14 protein-coding genes are annotated in these 15,417 nt (G+C 67.2%); 8 read left to right on the top strand and 6 right to left on the bottom strand.

The window, feature by feature from the left end:
• Positions 1–91 precede the first annotated feature (91 nt).
• The 4 genes from NI1_RS22685 (at position 92) to NI1_RS22670 (ending at position 5,097) form a co-directional block, all read left to right on the top strand.
• The gene (locus NI1_RS22685) at positions 92–1,609 is read left to right on the top strand and encodes a serine/threonine-protein kinase (protein ID WP_067824462.1); all 1,518 of its coding nucleotides are present in this window, start codon (positions 92–94) and stop codon (positions 1,607–1,609) included.
• A 72-nt stretch (positions 1,610–1,681) separates the two neighbouring features.
• On the top strand, positions 1,682–2,821 hold the full coding sequence (locus NI1_RS22680; protein WP_084523565.1) for a serine hydrolase domain-containing protein: 1,140 nt from the start codon (positions 1,682–1,684) through the stop codon (positions 2,819–2,821).
• Between the two features lie 48 nt (positions 2,822–2,869).
• Positions 2,870–4,261, top strand: coding sequence for a polysaccharide pyruvyl transferase family protein (locus NI1_RS22675; protein WP_067824460.1), 1,392 nt, complete (start codon positions 2,870–2,872; stop codon positions 4,259–4,261).
• Complete coding sequence (locus NI1_RS22670; RefSeq protein WP_067824458.1) at positions 4,258–5,097, top strand: glycosyltransferase family 2 protein; 840 nt, start codon at positions 4,258–4,260, stop codon at positions 5,095–5,097. Before NI1_RS22675 ends, NI1_RS22670 begins: the two co-directional genes overlap by 4 nt.
• A gap of 61 nt (positions 5,098–5,158) precedes the next feature.
• Here NI1_RS22670 and NI1_RS22665 read toward each other — a convergent pair whose 3' ends face one another.
• Positions 5,159–5,785, bottom strand: coding sequence for an MspA family porin (locus NI1_RS22665; RefSeq protein WP_084523636.1), 627 nt, complete (start codon positions 5,783–5,785; stop codon positions 5,159–5,161).
• A gap of 80 nt (positions 5,786–5,865) precedes the next feature.
• Complete coding sequence (locus NI1_RS22660) at positions 5,866–6,990, bottom strand: class I SAM-dependent methyltransferase (RefSeq protein WP_067824454.1); 1,125 nt, start codon at positions 6,988–6,990, stop codon at positions 5,866–5,868.
• A gap of 14 nt (positions 6,991–7,004) precedes the next feature.
• Between NI1_RS22660 and rfbC the strand changes: the two genes are divergently transcribed.
• Positions 7,005–7,577: a dTDP-4-dehydrorhamnose 3,5-epimerase gene (gene rfbC, locus NI1_RS22655; RefSeq protein WP_067824452.1), complete on the top strand. Its 573-nt coding sequence runs from the start codon at positions 7,005–7,007 to the stop codon at positions 7,575–7,577.
• Here rfbC and NI1_RS22650 read toward each other — a convergent pair.
• The 4 genes from NI1_RS22650 to NI1_RS22635 are packed head-to-tail and all read right to left on the bottom strand — an operon-like array spanning position 7,561 to position 11,250.
• Positions 7,561–8,589: an NAD-dependent epimerase/dehydratase family protein gene (locus tag NI1_RS22650; protein ID WP_067825224.1), complete on the bottom strand. Its 1,029-nt coding sequence runs from the start codon at positions 8,587–8,589 to the stop codon at positions 7,561–7,563. The genes rfbC and NI1_RS22650 overlap by 17 nt on opposite strands.
• Before the next feature lie 2 nt (positions 8,590–8,591).
• Positions 8,592–9,242, bottom strand: a complete 651-nt coding sequence (locus NI1_RS22645) for a PIG-L deacetylase family protein (protein WP_067824450.1) — start codon at positions 9,240–9,242, stop codon at positions 8,592–8,594.
• Positions 9,239–10,021 carry a sugar phosphate nucleotidyltransferase gene (locus NI1_RS22640; protein ID WP_067824448.1) on the bottom strand — a complete coding sequence of 261 codons (783 nt, stop codon included), beginning with the start codon at positions 10,019–10,021 and terminating at the stop codon, positions 9,239–9,241. Before NI1_RS22640 ends, NI1_RS22645 begins: the two co-directional genes overlap by 4 nt.
• Positions 10,018–11,250 (bottom strand): class I SAM-dependent methyltransferase, encoded by a 1,233-nt coding sequence (locus NI1_RS22635; protein ID WP_067824446.1) that lies wholly within the window; start codon positions 11,248–11,250, stop codon positions 10,018–10,020. The genes NI1_RS22640 and NI1_RS22635 overlap by 4 nt, the downstream gene beginning before the upstream one ends.
• Positions 11,251–11,772: 522 nt before the next feature.
• Between NI1_RS22635 and NI1_RS22630 the strand changes: the two genes are divergently transcribed.
• The 3 genes from NI1_RS22630 to NI1_RS22620 all read left to right on the top strand — a co-directional run bounded on the left by NI1_RS22630 (position 11,773) and on the right by NI1_RS22620 (position 15,401).
• Entirely contained in the window at positions 11,773–13,281 is a 1,509-nt protein-coding gene (locus NI1_RS22630; protein ID WP_067824444.1) for a sugar transferase, read from the top strand.
• A 159-nt stretch (positions 13,282–13,440) separates the two neighbouring features.
• Positions 13,441–14,676 (top strand): cytochrome P450, encoded by a 1,236-nt coding sequence (locus NI1_RS22625; protein WP_067824442.1) that lies wholly within the window; start codon positions 13,441–13,443, stop codon positions 14,674–14,676.
• A complete protein-coding gene (locus tag NI1_RS22620; protein WP_067824440.1) occupies positions 14,673–15,401 on the top strand; it encodes a TetR/AcrR family transcriptional regulator in 729 nt (242 codons plus the stop codon). Before NI1_RS22625 ends, NI1_RS22620 begins: the two co-directional genes overlap by 4 nt.
• The last annotated feature ends 16 nt before the right edge of the window (positions 15,402–15,417 follow it).

The raw sequence follows: 15,417 nt of genomic DNA, 5'->3' as shown, positions 1-15,417 counted from the left end.
GGTTATCGCGGGGCTAACGACCGGCCGCACGGCGCCGCCGAATCTGGGCTACGGTGAGCGGGATAGGGAAGTAATCGGAGGAAGTGCGGTCTTGGGGCGGACACTCGAGCGGGGGCAGGCATTCGCGGGCTATCTCGTGGAACGGCTGCTCGGGGTCGGCGGCATGGGCGAGGTGTACCTGGCTCGCGACCGCGATCTGCCGCGACCGGTGGCATTGAAACTGCTCGCGCCGGGCAAGGCCGACGATCCCGAGGTGCGGGCCCGGTTCCTGCGCGAAGCCGATACCGCGGCCCGGCTGTCGCATCCGAATATCGTGGCGGTCTACGCGCGCGGCAATGACGAGCATCGGCTGTGGATGGCCATGCAGTACGTCGAGGGCACCGATGTGGCGGAGGTGCTGGCGCAGGGCGCGCTGCGGCCCGATCACGCGGTGCGGATCATCGGCGAGACGGCGAAGGCGCTCGACCACGCCCACCGCGCGGGAGTGCTGCACCGGGATGTGAAGCCCGCCAATATCCTGCTCGCCTGGGGTCCGGAGCAGCGAGTGTTCCTGGCGGACTTCGGCATCGCCAAGGCGCTGGATCACACCAGCGCGCTCACCCGCACCGGCGAGATGTACGCGAGCTTCCAGTACGCCTCGCCCGAGCAGTTCGAGCTCCGGTCCGATACCGATCAGCGCGCCGACGTATATGCCCTGGGTTGCACGCTCTTCCACATGCTCACCGGCGAACTGCCCTATCCGGGCCAGACCACGGCGCAATTGGTGGCCGGGCATCTGCACGGTGAGATTCCGCGCCCCAGCATCCGGAAGCCGGGCGTCCCAACGGCTTTCGATCAGGTCATCGCCCGAGCGCTGGCCAAGCATCCGGACGGCCGATACAACAGCTGCGGTGAGCTGGCGGCCGCCGCCGCACAGGCGCTGGGCGCTACGCCTACCGGAGCAGCGTGGCGGGACCTCACCCAGCGGCCGGCCGCGACGCCGGTGCGAACGACGACCGGACCCGGTTCGGTCCCGCGGCCCGGCCCCACCACCCAATCGGATATTCCGACACAGCTCGGCCACCCCACTCAGCCCAGCCCGCCGCCCCGACGCCGCGGCCGCAAACGCCTGCTCGTGGCCGCCGCTGTCGTCGCCGCCGTGCTGGCCGGCGCGGCCGGCATCGGATACGGCTCGGGCGCACTGCATTTCACCCTCACCGGCGGTGCCTCCGGCGTGGCCGCCAACGATCCGTCCCGCGACGCCGCCATCAAGGCGGCTTGCGAGTACGGCCTGCTCATGACCACCTACGACTACAACGACGGCACCGGCTGGCAGGCCAAGGTCGAGGCCGGCGCCACCGGTACCTGGAAGACCCAGGCGCAGTCCCTGCTGCCCGCCATCCGGCTGCTGCTGGAAGCCGATTCCGAACACAGTCGCGGCACCGATCCGAAATGCGCCATCACCTCGGGCAATACCACCCACTACGAGCTGTCCGCCGATATCACCGTGATCAATTCGACCAGCGGCAAGGCCGACACCACCGAGCACCAGAGCATCTCAATGTCGATGGATTACGTCGACGGCAAGTGGCTGTGCAGCAAGTGGTCCAGCCCGCTGTTCCCCACCTGACCCCGCTGTTCACGATTCGATACCGCGGCCCGGCCGTCGAACCGGTCGCGCGGCGGCCGCGTATGCCCCCTCGTGCGCAGACCCGCCGTAACCCTGGGAATTTTCGCCGTCGCCACCGCCGCGTTCGCCGCGGCCGTGACCGGCTCACTCGCCCCGACCGCCGAACCCTCGGCGCTGCCGGGGCATTTGCAGACCGAGCTGGATCGCCTGGTGGCGGGTGCGGCGGTGCCGGGCGCGCAACTGGTGCTGACCGAGGGCGACGCGGTGGTCCAGGTCGACAGCGGCGTCGGCGATGTGGGCGGCAATACCGCCTATCCCGACAATGCCCAGTTCCGGATCGCCAGCAATACCAAGACCTTCGTGGCCGCGGTGGTCTTGCAGCTGGCGGGGGAGGGGCGCCTCGAACTGGACGCGCCGATCGATCGCTATCTGCCGGGCGTGGTGCACGGGCCCGGCGGCGACGGCAGCGTGATCACCGTGCGGAATCTCTTGCAGCACACCAGCGGAATTCCCGACTACCTCGGGCAGCTGGATCTGGAATCGGTCGCCGGATTGCAGGCGGCCCGGCCGATCGGTGAGCTGATCGCGCTGGGCATGGCCGAAACCGCGAATTTCACGCCGGGCAGCAAAGCGCAGTATTCCAATACGAATTATCTGATTGCCGGGGAACTGGTACGGAAAGTAACCGGGAAGCCGGTCGGTATCGAAATTACGACGCGGATTCTCACCCCACTCGGTCTCACCGGAACCTATTGGCCCGCGTATCCGTCGGAGAACGTGATTCGCGCACCCCATGCGCGCGCCTACCACGAATTCGACGGAAAACGCGTGGACATCACCGATATCGACCCGGGCTGGGGCCTGCCCGACGGCGCCATGGTCTCCACCGGCCTGGATCTGGACCGTTATTTCACCGCCCTGCTGGCCGGTCGCGTGCTCGCCCCGGCGCAGCTCGCCGAGATGCGGCACACCGTGCCCAGCAACGATTTTCGGCGCTCGGACGACTTCGGGCTGGGCTTGTTCCACTGGAAGACCTCGTGCGGGCTGGATGCCTGGGGGCACGGCGGCACCATGAACGGGACATTCGTCTACGGCGGCACCACCGGCGCCCGCGCGGTCACCGTGAGTTTGAATGAGATTCCGGACATGGTCGGTGCGCAGGCACACGGGGTCGATCTGGACACGGTGGTGGATACCGCGCTCTGTGCGTAAGATTCGCGGCGGACAACTCTAGGGCCGGGCTCCGGAAGGACATCACTAGTGGGGAAGTCTGGCGCGGGGGATAGTGCCGGGGAATTCCGAGTATTGGTCGACAACGGCGAGTACTGGTTACGTAATCGCGGTGATCTGGCCATGATGGTCATAACCGTGGAGCGCCTGCGCGGCCGGTGGCCGCACGCGCGCATCGGGATGCTCACCGATCAGCCGCTGGTCATGCGCGCGTTGCTGCCGGAGGCCGAACCGGTCTTCGCCGCTGCGGGCGGGCATTGGGGCAGAGGCGGTTTGGCGGGCTGGGTGGATCAGCAGGCGAGCGCCCGGGTGACCGGGCCCGCGGCGCTGCACTGGCGGGCAGCCACCGAGGTGCCCAAGCATCACCTGCGCGGGGTGCGCGATCAGGTCCGAGATCAAGTGCGGGCCCTGCGCGGCGGGGAGCGACCGCGACCGCGGGCCACCGGCGCGATCCCGGACCTGCCGCCGGTGCCGGCCGCGCTCGCCGACGCCGGACTGGTCATCGCCCAAGGCGGCGGCTATATGACCGATATCGATCTGTATCAAGCCCATCGCACCCTGAACCTGCTGGAAGCCGCACAGCGCCAAGGCATTCCGAATGTGATGCTCGGTCAGGGCCTGGGCCCGATGGCCGACCCCGAGCTGCTGCGCCGCTGCGCCGAGGTGCTGCCGGGCGTGGACTACATCGGGCTGCGCGAGGGCGTGCAGGGTCCGAAACTGCTGGCCGAACTCGGTGTCTCCGCGGAGCGGTTCCTGGTCACCGGAGACGACGCGGTGGAATTCTCCTACCGCCTGCGCCGCCCGGAGATCGGCGCCGATCTCGGCCTGTGCCTGCGCATCTCGGATTATTCCAAAGTCAGCGACAGCGCCCGCGACACCCTCGGTGCGGTGGTGCGTGAGCAGGCCGTCGCCCTCGACACCCATCTGGCCCCGCTCATCATCTCCGAATACGACGACGAGGACCGGCGTTTCACGCTGCCGCTGCTGGCGGGCGCGCCCAAGGTGCGGCCGGTGCTGGGCCGCGCCGGGTCCGCCGACGACTGCGCCCGGCAGGTCTCGCGCTGCCGCATTCTCGTCACCAGCGCCTACCACCTGGCGGTATTCGCGCTCTCCCAGGGCATTCCGGCGGTGGCTGTAACGGCCTCCCAGTACTACGACGACAAATTCAATGGACTGGCCGACATGTTCGGCGCCGGATTGCGAGTGGTACCCCTGGCCGTCGACGACCTCGAAACCGAACTGACACGCGCGGTTCGCGAATTGTGGGAATCGGCGCCGGAACTGCGGGATACGCTCCAGCAGCAGGCGGTTGAGCAGATCGATGCCGGTCGCGCGGGCCTGGATCGGGTATTCCGGCTCGTGGCAGGCGGACGGGAAGGAGACCGGCCCGCCGACACCGCCGTACCAGCGCAGGGGGAATGATGACAGTACTGTCGGTTTGCGTCCCGGCCTACAATTCCGGGCGCACCCTGGCTACCACGCTACGTTCGATACTCGATCAGGACGCCGACTGCGAGGTCGTGGTACTGGACAATGCCAGCTCCGACGACACCGGCGAGATCGCGAAATCCACCGGCGACGCCCGGGTCAAGGTCTACCGCAACGAGCAGACCCTGCCCATCGGGGAGAACTGGAACAAGGCGGTCTGGCATGCCACCGGCCGCCTGGTGAAGGTGGTCTGCGCCGACGACATCCTGCTGCCCGGCGCGCTCGGCAAACAGCTCGAGGTGATGGGCGACAACGGAATCGCCATCTGCTCCTCGAAATTCCAGGTCATCGACGAATCCGGCGGGGTCGAGGAGACCGACCTGGGCCTGCCGGACCTGCTCGGCCCGCGTGATGCCCGCGCCCTCATGCGCGTGATCGTCCGGCGCGGCCCCGCCGACTTCGGGCCGACCGCCGCCGCCCTGTTCCGCCGCGCCGACTTCGATCGAGTCGGCGGGTTCCGCGGTGATCTGGTGTTCCCGATGGATGTCGACCTGTTCGCCCGGGTGAGCGCGTTCGGCCTGTTCTACGGGCTGCCGGATATCCTTGCGGCCTGGCGTAATTCGAGTTTCAACCTGTGCAGCAGTACCTCCACCGTGAGCAAGCTGACCGAGATGCTGCGCTTCCACCACCGGCTGGGTTCGGAGTATCCGCAGCTGGTCGGCAAGAGCGCGGTGCTCGCGGGGGATATGCGCCTGGCGCGCGCGGCGGCGGACCGGGTGCGGATTCGCGCCGCGGCCACCGCGCTGCGCCGGCCCGAACTGCTGCACTGAGGCATCGCACGAACGACGGCCCGGTCCATTCGGACCGGGCCGTCGTGGTTTCGCCCGGGGGTCAGTTGGTCCAGAGCGGACCGTAGGTCACGACCGTATCGCCGTTGCCGCTGACAATGGCCACCCACGGCCGGATGGTGAGCTGCCCGAGCACACCGGTGACGGTGCCGTGGAATCCGGACATTTGCACGAAGCCGTCACACCCGGAGATGGAGCCGCCGGCCGCTTCGATATTCTGGATGCCGGGCCCGAATCCCACCCCGATCTCCAGTCCGAGCTGCGGAATCAGGCTGCCGAGCGTCAGTTTGGGATCACTGCCGACCTCCACGCCGATGCTCGGGCTCCACCACTGGAACTTGATCTTGCCGTCCAGGGTGGCCGGATAGCCGACCTGGTAGCCCATGGTGATCTTTCCGGACCAGTCCTTGGCATCGGCCCCGGAGACCTTGAACGAGGCCCGGCCGTCGTGGAACCACTCGCGGGTCAACGGGTTTCCGTCCAGCGGCGAGACGAAAGTGATCTTGGTATCGGATTGGATGGCCTCGACAGTGCGATTCTGCCGGTCCACGATCGAACTGCTGCTGTCGACCGCTGCCGTCGACAGGCTGGTGCTCAGGGCCACGCCCAAGGTCAACGCGGCGGCGACGACCGCGGTGCGCGCGGTGGCGCGCGAAGTCGAGCTCTTCATGAATTTCCCCTCTTCCCTCATCAGGTGCTGCGGCGCGTAATGAGTACGCGGGTAAGGAATTTCCCCTGCCTCCGGGACGGTCACGCATCCCGGAGCTGATAGTCGACCTGCCACCTCCCGTTCAGTTCAGGCATGCTCGTCCGGACCTCCGGAAGCAGGTCCGGAAGGGTCAGGAACACTCGATCCGGCTGCGCGGCAACCAGTTCCGCCGGATCGATGATGGGTATATCGGTGCCCGGCATGCGCCGCCCCTGTTTGGCGGGCGAGGCGTCGGCCACCGCGGCGAGCAGGCCGCGGTGCACGCCCGCCAGATGGAACAGGGCGACGGCGCGCGAAGCCGCACCGTAGGCGTAGACCCGGCGTCCGGCGGCGGCTTCCGACTCCAGCCACTCGCGCAGGGCGCGCGCCTGCCGGTCGGCCGCCAGTTGCAGGCTGCGCACCGTATCAGGTTCCACGACAGTCGATTCGGTGGCGAGAATGCGCCGCACCGAGGCGTCGGCGGCGGTCGGCGGATGCACGGCGGCGACCAGGACGGTGCCGCCGTAGAGATCGAATTCCCAGGCGGTGGCCACGCTCATGCCGGCGGCTGCGACGAGCCGGGTCAGCGCGTGCAGGGAGTAGTAGGCGAAGTGCCCGTGCCGCAGGGCATTCCATTGCCCCTGGGTGACGATGGTGCGCAGCGAATGGAACTGGAGCAGCAGCACCCCGCCGGGTGCGGTGGCCGCCGCCCGCCGCGCGAACGCGGCCCGCTGATCGGGCTCGTGCATGATGCCGAAGCAGTCGATCACCACATCGGCCGGTTCCGCGGTCTCGGTGAACCCGCGTTCGGCCAGCAGGGGCAGCCAGCTCCCGCCGTGCGGAGAACCGAACTCCCGCACCGTATGCCCGGACAGCAGGCCATCGGCGGCCACCCGCGCCAGCGCCTGCGCGGCCTGATCGCGCAGCGCCTGCGGCTCCACCCCGCGCGGCTCGGCGGTCACGGTGTCGTCCTCGGCCAGCTGGGCCAGCCCGCAGTCGCCGCACAGGTCCATCGCCAGCGGATGCGCGGCGTCCCCGGTGCTGCCGAGTCCGGACCGGCCGAGCCGCGCCGCATCCGGCGCGAACTCCGGAAAGTCGTCTGCCGCAGGCATTTTCCCGAGATCCAGCACCCGGAACAGCGATCCGGAGCCACATCCGCGACACCCCCGCGCCGTCCCGATACTCATGGCACCATGACCTCGTGCGCATCGACACCACCGAGCTGGCCGACGTACTGGTGCTGACCCCGGAGCCGTTCCGTGACGGCCGGGGCCTGTTCACCCGCACCTTCGACGCCATCGAATTCGACGAGTATCTCGGCAAACCGGGACTCTCGGCGGCGTTCGTGCAGGATTCGCAGTCCCGCTCCTACCGCGGCGTGGTGCGCGGCCTGCACGGCCGGTCCGGGCGCGGGGAGGCCAAGCTGGTGCGGTGCGCGCACGGCGCGGTGCACGATGTGCTCGTCGACATCCGCCCCGACTCGCCGAGCTTCGGGCGGCAGGCCGCATTCCTGCTCGACGACAGCGACTTCCGGCACCTGTACGTACCGCCCGGGTTCCTGCACGGCTTCCAGGCGCTGAGCCCGGTCGCCGACGTCTGCTACCGCATCGACCGCCCGCACGATCCGCGCGAGGACCTGGGCGTCGCCTACGACGATCCGGACCTGGCCATCGCCTGGCCGCAGCCGGTGACCGTGGTCTCGGACCGGGACGCGGGCGCGGGTTCCTGGCGGCAGCTGCTGGCCGCGTTCGGTCACCTCAGGCCCCGATCCTGACCCGGCGCAGCTCGTCGTCCAGCACCCCGGACTCCTTGAGCGACTTCAGGTGCGCCAGGCGGGTGAAGCGCTGGAAGAAAGCGTCGGCGGTGAGGCCGCGGGCGGTGTATTCGCGATACAGCTCGGCCGCGCCATCGGGGATGGTCCACTGCGCCTCGAAGCCCAATTCCGCGCGGGCACGCGAGAAGTCGACGCGGTAGGAGCGCGGGTCCGCGCCGCTCTCGCCGGTGATCACCAGCGTCGAGTCCGGCACCGCGTCCACCACCGCCCGCGCGATCTCGGCGACGGTGAGGTTGTTGGTCTCGGTGCCGATATTGAACGCCCGGCGGTCGATGGCCGCTGCGGGCGCCTCCAGGCAGACGGCGAAAGCGCGCGCGATGTCCTGCGCGTGCACCAGCGGCCGCCACGGGGTGCCGTCGGAGAGCACCTTCACCTCACCGGTGAGCACCGCGTAGCCGACCAGATTGTTCAGCACGATATCGGCGCGCAGGCGCGGCGAGAAGCCGAAAGCGGTGGCGTTGCGCAGGAATACCGGGGTGAACCCGGAGTCGGCCAGCGCCGCCACATCGTCCTCGACCCGCACCTTGGACTCGGCGTACGGCGTGAGCGGGCGCAGCGGGGCGTCCTCGGTCACCAGACCGTCCCCGGCCGCGCCGTACACCGAACACGTGGAGGCGTACAGGAACCGGCGCACCCCGGCGTCCTTGGCCAGCCGCGCCAGCCGCACCGAGGCGTGATGGTTGATGTCGTAGGTGATCTGCGGCGCGAGCGCACCCAGCGGATCGTTGGACAGCGCCGCCAGATGCACCACCGCATCGAACCCGGCGAGCTGATCGACGGTCACATCGCGCAGATCCACGCGCAGCGCCGGCGGCGGGGCCGGAGCATCCCCCAGCACGCATTCTGCGAAAAACCCACTGTCCAAACCGGTTACGTCATGGCCGGCCCGCTGTAGCTCCGGCACCATCACGGTGCCCAGATACCCCTGATGCCCGGTGACGAGCACACGCATGATCACGCACCTCCGAAAGTGATGGTGGCCTTGTCCAGCAGGAAGGCTTCGGCGTGCGGGGCGCGGCACTGCACTCCGCGCAGCCGGGACAGGGCCAGGAAGGACTGCTCGTCGAACCAGTCCCGATTACGTTGCGAGGGATAGTGTTTCATCAGCAGGCCGGCCTTGGTCTCGGCCAGGCTCGCGGACAGCGGATGGAACACCGTCGGTTGCGGAGTGTCGTTCTCCCACTTGAGGATCTCGTAGCCGAGCACCAGATGATCCCGGAACTCGGTGGGTGTCAGCTCCGCCAGCAGCCGATGATCCTGATGGGCGTCGAAACGCTGCGGGGCGAACACCACCTGGGCGTTGGAGCCGCGCCGCAGCGCCGCGACCGCGTCCTTGACCCGCTCCCAATGCGCGGGGGCGTAACCGTCCGGCACATCCAGGATGCGCAGGTCGAGATCGGCTCCGGGGCAGAAGGATTCCAGCGCCGCCTGCTCCTCGAGCGCCCGCTCGGTACCCGCGCCGGTCAGCACCAGCGCCCGGATCCGCAGTCCCGGAACGGCATTCGCCAATGCCAGCAGGGTGCCGCCCATGCCGATGGCCAGATCGTCGCAGTGCGCGGCCAGCAGCGCGATCTCCCGGACGGCGCCGGTATCGAGTCCGATCATGCGTCGGCTGTCTCCCACACCATCCACGGCCGGTCACCCTGCTGGTACCCGGTATCGAGTTCGGCGCGCTCCTTGAAGGTGTCGGCGGGCTTCCAGAAGCCGTGGTGCTGATAGCCGTACAACCGGCCCTGCGCGGCCAGCGCGCCGCAGGCGTCCTCCACCAGATCGCCGCCCGCCGGCAGGTGCTCGAACACCTCGGGGGTGAGCACGAAGTAGCCGCCGTTCTCCCAGATGGGCAGGCGTGAGACGGGGGTGATGTTCTTGACCTCGCCGGCCGAGTTCACGTCCACGCAGTGGAAGGAGGATTGCGGCGGCACGATCATCATCGACGCCGCGGCCCCGGAATCCCGGAACTGCGTGATCATCTCGTCCAGCGGGGCGTCGGTGAGGACGTCGGCGTAATTGGCCAGGAAGTACCGCTCGCCCTCGAGGTGGTCGCGCACCCGGCGCAGGCGTTCGCCGATCGGCGACTCCACGCCGGTGTCGACGAAGGTGATGGTCCAGTCGCTGATATCCGATTGCAGCAGTTCGACCTTGCCGCCGCGGATGACGAAGTCGTTGGAGACCGACTCCTGGTAGGTGAGGAAGAAGTTCTTGATGTGCGCCGCGCCGTAGCCGAGGCAGAGGATGAAATCCTTGTGACCGAAGTGCGCGTAGTAGCGCATGACGTGCCAGATGAGCGGGCGCGGGCCGACCATCTGCATCGGCTTGGGGATCATGTCCTCGGTGCCGTTGCGCATGCGCATTCCGTAGCCGCCACAGAACAGTACGACCTTCACTTCGCTGGCCTTTCCGCGTGATGAAGTGCGGGTAGGGGATAGACGAGTTCGCCTCCCCGGTCGAGGACGGGGGCGAGCTGCGCGGTGATCTCGGTTTCGAGATTCCAGGGCAGCACCACGACCACGTCGGGTTTGTCCGCGTCGATGCGGTCCGGGACATGGATGGGGATCCGGGTGCCCGGGGTGAAACGTCCGTGCTTGTAGGGATTCCGGTCGACCGTGTACTCGAGCAGGTCGGTGCGGATGCCGCAGTAGTTGAGCAGGGTGTTGCCCTTGCCGGGGGCGCCGTAGCCGACCACGCGTTTCCCGGCGGCCTTGGCGTCCAACAGGAATCGCAGCAGATCCTGGCGGACGCGTTCGGTGCGCGGGCGCAGTTCCAGGTAGCCGGCGATCTCGTGCAGCCCGGCCTCGGCCTCCATACGCAATACTTCGGCAACTCGCGGGCCGGGTTCGGCCACCGCGTCCGGTCGTGCCCACAGTCGCAGCGAACCACCGTGTGTGCCAAGCAATTCCACGTCCACCACGGTGAGCCCGGCGATGGCGAGGGCGCGCTGCGCCGAGAGCACCGTGTAGTACTGGAAGTGCTCGTGATAGATGGTGTCGAACTGGCCGAGGGTGACCAGGTTCAGCGCGTGATGGACCTCGATGGAGAGCCAGCCGTCGTCGGCGAGCAGACCGCGCAGGGCTCGGGTGAAGCCGCGCAAATCGGGTATATGGGCATAAACGTTGTTGGCCACCAACAGATTTGCTGCTCCGTGCTCCCGGCGTACCCGGGCTGCGAGCTCCTCGTCGAGGAAGGCCGTCACGGTCGGCACGCCCTTGTCGCGGGCGGCCGCGCCGACGTTGACCGAGGGTTCGATGCCCACGCAGCCGATGCCCGCGGCCACCGCGTGTTGCAGGAGATAGCCGTCATTGCTGGCGACTTCGACGATCAGGGAATCGGAACTCAGGCCGAAGCGGGCGATCGAGGCTTCCACGAAGAGTTTCGCGTGCCGCACCCAGCTCTCCGAATACGAAGAGAAATACGCGTATTCCGAAAAGGTGTCCTCGGGGGTGATCAACGCCGGAATCTGAAGCAGCAGACAGCTTTCGCATAGCCGCAGGTGGAGGGGGTAGGTGGGCTCGGGCAGGTCCAGTTCGCCGGCGGTGAGGAATTTCTCGCACGGCGGTGTCGCACCGAGATCGAGCACGCTGACCAAATGCTTGGAGTCACAAAGACGGCATTGCACGCGATTCCCCACCTTTCACCGAACCAGACCCCGGCTTTTACGCCCGGCTGAACTGAGGTCGGCTCGGTCGGGCCTTACGTTACAACAGGATTGGCGTGCCTCGCGGTGCTGCGCCGGGGGCTGGTCCGGGGTTGGGAAGCGAAATTCTGCGACCCACAGAACCGGGCGTTTGGTCGGCTAACTCTCGAGGCTTGCATGGCAAGGCTTACGCGCAGGTCAGCCACCCTGTCCAGGGGGTCCGGACCTGCGAACTTGCGAATAGGGGGAATAGGGGGCGGGAAAAAGTAAACCGGTCGTGACGAAACCCGCTAACTCCGGGATACACTGGCGCGTCACAAGATTGGCACTCTGCGTCACTCGGGGTGTGTAACACTCGGCAGCGGGCCGCCGAAGAAGTCGGCAGCCCCAATCGGTTTTGTCATGGTCCGGAAAGCCCTTGGGGACCGGCGATCTGCAAGTTCTGTGGAACTGATCAGTGGGGATCGGAACCGAGTTCTCCCGTGGGGGAGGTGCGTTCGTTTCATGAGTTACGAAGTTTCAGCCGGTCGCGCCGTGCGCGCGACGCGGCTGCCACGACCGGAGCCGCGGTCGGATCGGGAACGCTGGCAAGCGGATTACGCGCGCAGGCTATTTTTCAGCGACCTATTCGTGGTGGTGCTGGTGGTCGGTTCGGCGCAATGGATCCGCTTCGGCGGGCCCGCCGATCCGCCGCTGGCCTCCACGCTGCCGCTGGAGGTGCGCTACACCGTGGTGTCGGCGGTGCTGGTGGTGGCGTGGGCGCTCGCCCTCGCACTCAGCGGCACCCGTTCCGTGCGCGTAATCGGAAGTGGCACAGAGGAATACCGACGAATCGTGGCGGCGTCGCTGAAGCTCTTCGGCGGCATCGCCATCGTTTCGCTGCTGCTGCGGGTGGATATCGCCCGCGGCTATCTGGCGTTCGCGCTCCCGCTCGGCATGATCGGCCTCATGCTGGAGCGGCGGGTATGGCGGGGCTGGGTGGCGCAGCGCCGCGCCCGCGGCGAATACCGCACGGCCATGCTGGTGGTCGGCAGCCCGGAGGCGGCGCGCGCGATGGTGGGCGCGTTCTCCCGGGATCCCGAAGGCGGGTATCAGGTCATCGGGGTGTGTACCCGGGACGAGGGTGAGCTGGCCGAGCGGGGGCTGGAGGTGGCCGGGCGGGTGATTCCCATTGTGGGAAGCGACCGTTCGATCATCGAGGCCGTCCAGCGCACCGGGGCCGACACGGTGGCCGTCACCGCCACCGACAATCTCGGGCCGGCCGACTTCCGGCGCATGGCTTGGGAATTGGATCCGCTGGGGGTGCAGCTCATCGTCACCCCCGGGCTGGTGGACATCGCCGGGACCAGGCTGACCCACCGGTTGCACGCCGATATGCCGATGCTGCATGTCGAAAAGCCGCAATACGACCGCGCGAAGTCGATCCGCAAGGGACTCTTCGACTTCTGCTTCGCACTCTTCGCACTGACCGCCATCGCGCCGATGCTGTGCGCCATCGCCCTCGCGGTGAAGGTGACCAGCCGGGGCTCGGTGTTCTACCGATCCGAACGGATCGGGCGGGACGGGCGGCCGTTCCGGATGATCAAGTTCCGCAGCATGTACGCCGACGCCGACGCCCACATCAACGCGCTCATCGACAGCAACGGCGGGAACCCGCTCTTCTTCAAGCTGCGCGACGATCCGCGGGTGACGCCGGTGGGCAAGGTGATCCGCAAGTACTCGCTCGACGAGCTGCCGCAGTTCTTCAATGTGCTGCGCGGGGAGATGAGCATCGTCGGGCCGCGCCCGCAGGTACAGCGCGAGGTGGATTCCTACGACGGCATGATGCGGCGGCGGCTGCTGGTGAAGCCGGGGGTCACGGGGTTGTGGCAGGTGAGTGGTCGCTCGGATCTGACGCCGGAGGATGCGATGCGCCTGGACCTGTCCTACGTCGAGAACTGGTCGATGGTCTTGGATCTGCTGTTGATCGCCAAGACGATCGGGGCCGTGACCAGGGGCGAAGGAGCCTACTGACCCGCGTTTCCGGCCTCGGGAAACGGGCCCGCCACGCTGCCGTGGCGGGCCTTTCCGCTGTCCCGGCAGAACAAGTGAACGGGATTTACTAATAGGTGTTCACAAAGTGGGGTGTGGTGTGGTTCACTCGTCGGCGAACGTGTTCCAAAGGAGGTACCCGTGTCCGCGCCGTCCATCCCCACCGGGTTCGATTTCACCGATCCGGACCTGCTCGCCAAGCGTCTGCCCGTCGAGGAGTTCGCCGAACTCCGTCGCACCACCCCCGTTGCCTGGGTTCCCCAGAAGGGCAGCGGCTTCAAGGATGACGGCTACTGGGCCGTCACCAAAATGGATGACATCAAGGAGATCTCGAAGACTCCGGAGGTGTACTCCTCCGAGGAGAACACCGCCGTCATCCGCTTCTACGACGACATCATGCGCGAGGAGATCGAGGTCCAGCGCTTCCTGCTGCTGAACCAGGATCCGCCCCGCCACACCAAGCTGCGCCGCATCGTCTCCAAGGGCTTCACCCCGCGCGCCGTCGAATCGCTGCGCAACGCGCTGCGCGACCGCGCCGAGCGAATCGTGCACGAGGCCAAGAAGACCGGCTCCGGCGACTTCGTCACCCAGGTCGCGTGCGAGCTGCCGCTCCAGGCCATCGCCGAACTTATCGGCATCCCCCAGGAAGATCGCGGTCGCATCTTCGACTGGACCAACCAGATGATCTCCTACGACGACCCCGACTTCGAGGGTGACCACAAGGTCGCCACCGCCGAGGTCATGGGCTACTCGTGGAACCTGGCCGAAGAGAAGCGCAAGTGCCCCGTCGACCTCGACGGCCACGGCGACATCATGTCCACCCTGCTGAACGCGGACGTGGACGGCGAGGCGCTGGCCTCCGACGAATTCGCCTGGTTCGTCATCCTTCTGGCCGTCGCCGGCAACGAGACCACACGTAATGCCATCACCCACGGCATGAAGGCGTTCGTCGACCATCCCGAGCAGTGGGAGCTCTACCGCGAGCAGCGTCCGCGCACCGCTCCGGACGAGATCGTCCGCTGGGCCACCCCGGTCATCGCCTTCCAGCGCACCGTCCTCCAGGACACCGTGCTCGGCGGCCAGCAGCTCAAGCAGGGCCAGCGCGTCGGGATGTTCTACAGCGCGGCCAACTTCGACGAAGAAGTCTTCGAGAACCCGTTCGAGTTCAACGTCCTCCGGAACCCGAATCCCCATGTAGGCTTCGGCGGCACGGGCACCCACTTCTGCGTGGGCGCCAACCTCGCCCGCCTGGAGATCGACCTCATGTTCAACGCCATCGCCGATGTGATGCCGAACCTGAGCCAGGTGTCCGACCCGGTTCGTCTGCGCTCCGGCTGGCTGAACGGCATCAAGAGCTGGCAGGTCAAGTACGAATGACAGAGACGACCAAGCGGCGCGGGCGGATGCCTGCGGTAAGCGATTCCGACATTCGTCGCGTCGCTCGGTCCCTCTTGGTGGCGCAGGGGCCGGAAGCGGTGACCCTGCGCGCCATTGCCCGGGAGTTGGGGATTACAGCTCCGGCGCTTTACCGCTATTACGAGTCTCGGGATGATCTGGTCACGGCGGTGCGGATGGATGTCTGTGCGGATCTGGCCGCCGATCTTGCCGCCGCGACGGCCGATCTTCCCGATGATGCGGCCGTGTATTTCTTTGCCGTCTGCCGGGGTTTCCGGGAGTGGGCGCTGACCCACTCTCGTGAGTTCACGCTGGTGTTCGCGTCGCCGACGACATCCGGAATCAACAGTGCCATGCAGCAATTCGGTGAACCGGTCGGGCGTCTGTTTCTTGGTGCGGCGGGGCGCTTGCTGACCGACTACGATGTGGTCACGCCGCCCACTGAACTCATTCCGCCGGAGTTGCGGGATGATTTGGTTCGCTTTCAGACTGATTTGCTTCGGGTGCTGGCGGAGTCCGGTCAGAAGTTTCCGGCCGAGAAGTTGGACCTCGGGGTCAGTTACGTGATGATCCAGTTCTGGGCTCGGTTGTATGGGCATGTGACGCTCGAAGTGTTTGGGAATTATCCGATTCCGATCAGTCATCCGGATGTGTTGTTCGATTCCACGCTTGCGGATATTGGGCGTAGTATCGGGCTGGTTGTTTAGAGATCAAGAGATTAAA

It is taken from the genome of Nocardia inohanensis NBRC 100128 (assembly GCF_001612945.1).
In the GTDB taxonomy this organism is placed as follows: domain Bacteria; phylum Actinomycetota; class Actinomycetes; order Mycobacteriales; family Mycobacteriaceae; genus Nocardia; species Nocardia inohanensis.
This window is presented reverse-complemented; position numbering and strand designations above follow the sequence as displayed.

Bases quoted from the DNA above. Each gene is read 5' to 3' on its own strand.
- NI1_RS22650 (WP_067825224.1), bottom strand. From the start codon at position 8,589: ATGCGTGTGCTCGTCACCGGGCATCAGGGGTATCTGGGCACCGTGATG.
- NI1_RS22670 (WP_067824458.1), top strand. From the start codon at position 4,258: ATGATGACAGTACTGTCGGTTTGCGTCCCGGCCTACAATTCCGGGCGC.
- NI1_RS22665 (WP_084523636.1), bottom strand. From the start codon at position 5,785: ATGAAGAGCTCGACTTCGCGCGCCACCGCGCGCACCGCGGTCGTCGCC.
- NI1_RS22645 (WP_067824450.1), bottom strand. From the start codon at position 9,242: ATGATCGGACTCGATACCGGCGCCGTCCGGGAGATCGCGCTGCTGGCC.
- NI1_RS22630 (WP_067824444.1), top strand. From the start codon at position 11,773: ATGAGTTACGAAGTTTCAGCCGGTCGCGCCGTGCGCGCGACGCGGCTG.
- NI1_RS22620 (WP_067824440.1), top strand. From the start codon at position 14,673: ATGACAGAGACGACCAAGCGGCGCGGGCGGATGCCTGCGGTAAGCGAT.
- NI1_RS22660 (WP_067824454.1), bottom strand. From the start codon at position 6,990: ATGAGTATCGGGACGGCGCGGGGGTGTCGCGGATGTGGCTCCGGATCG.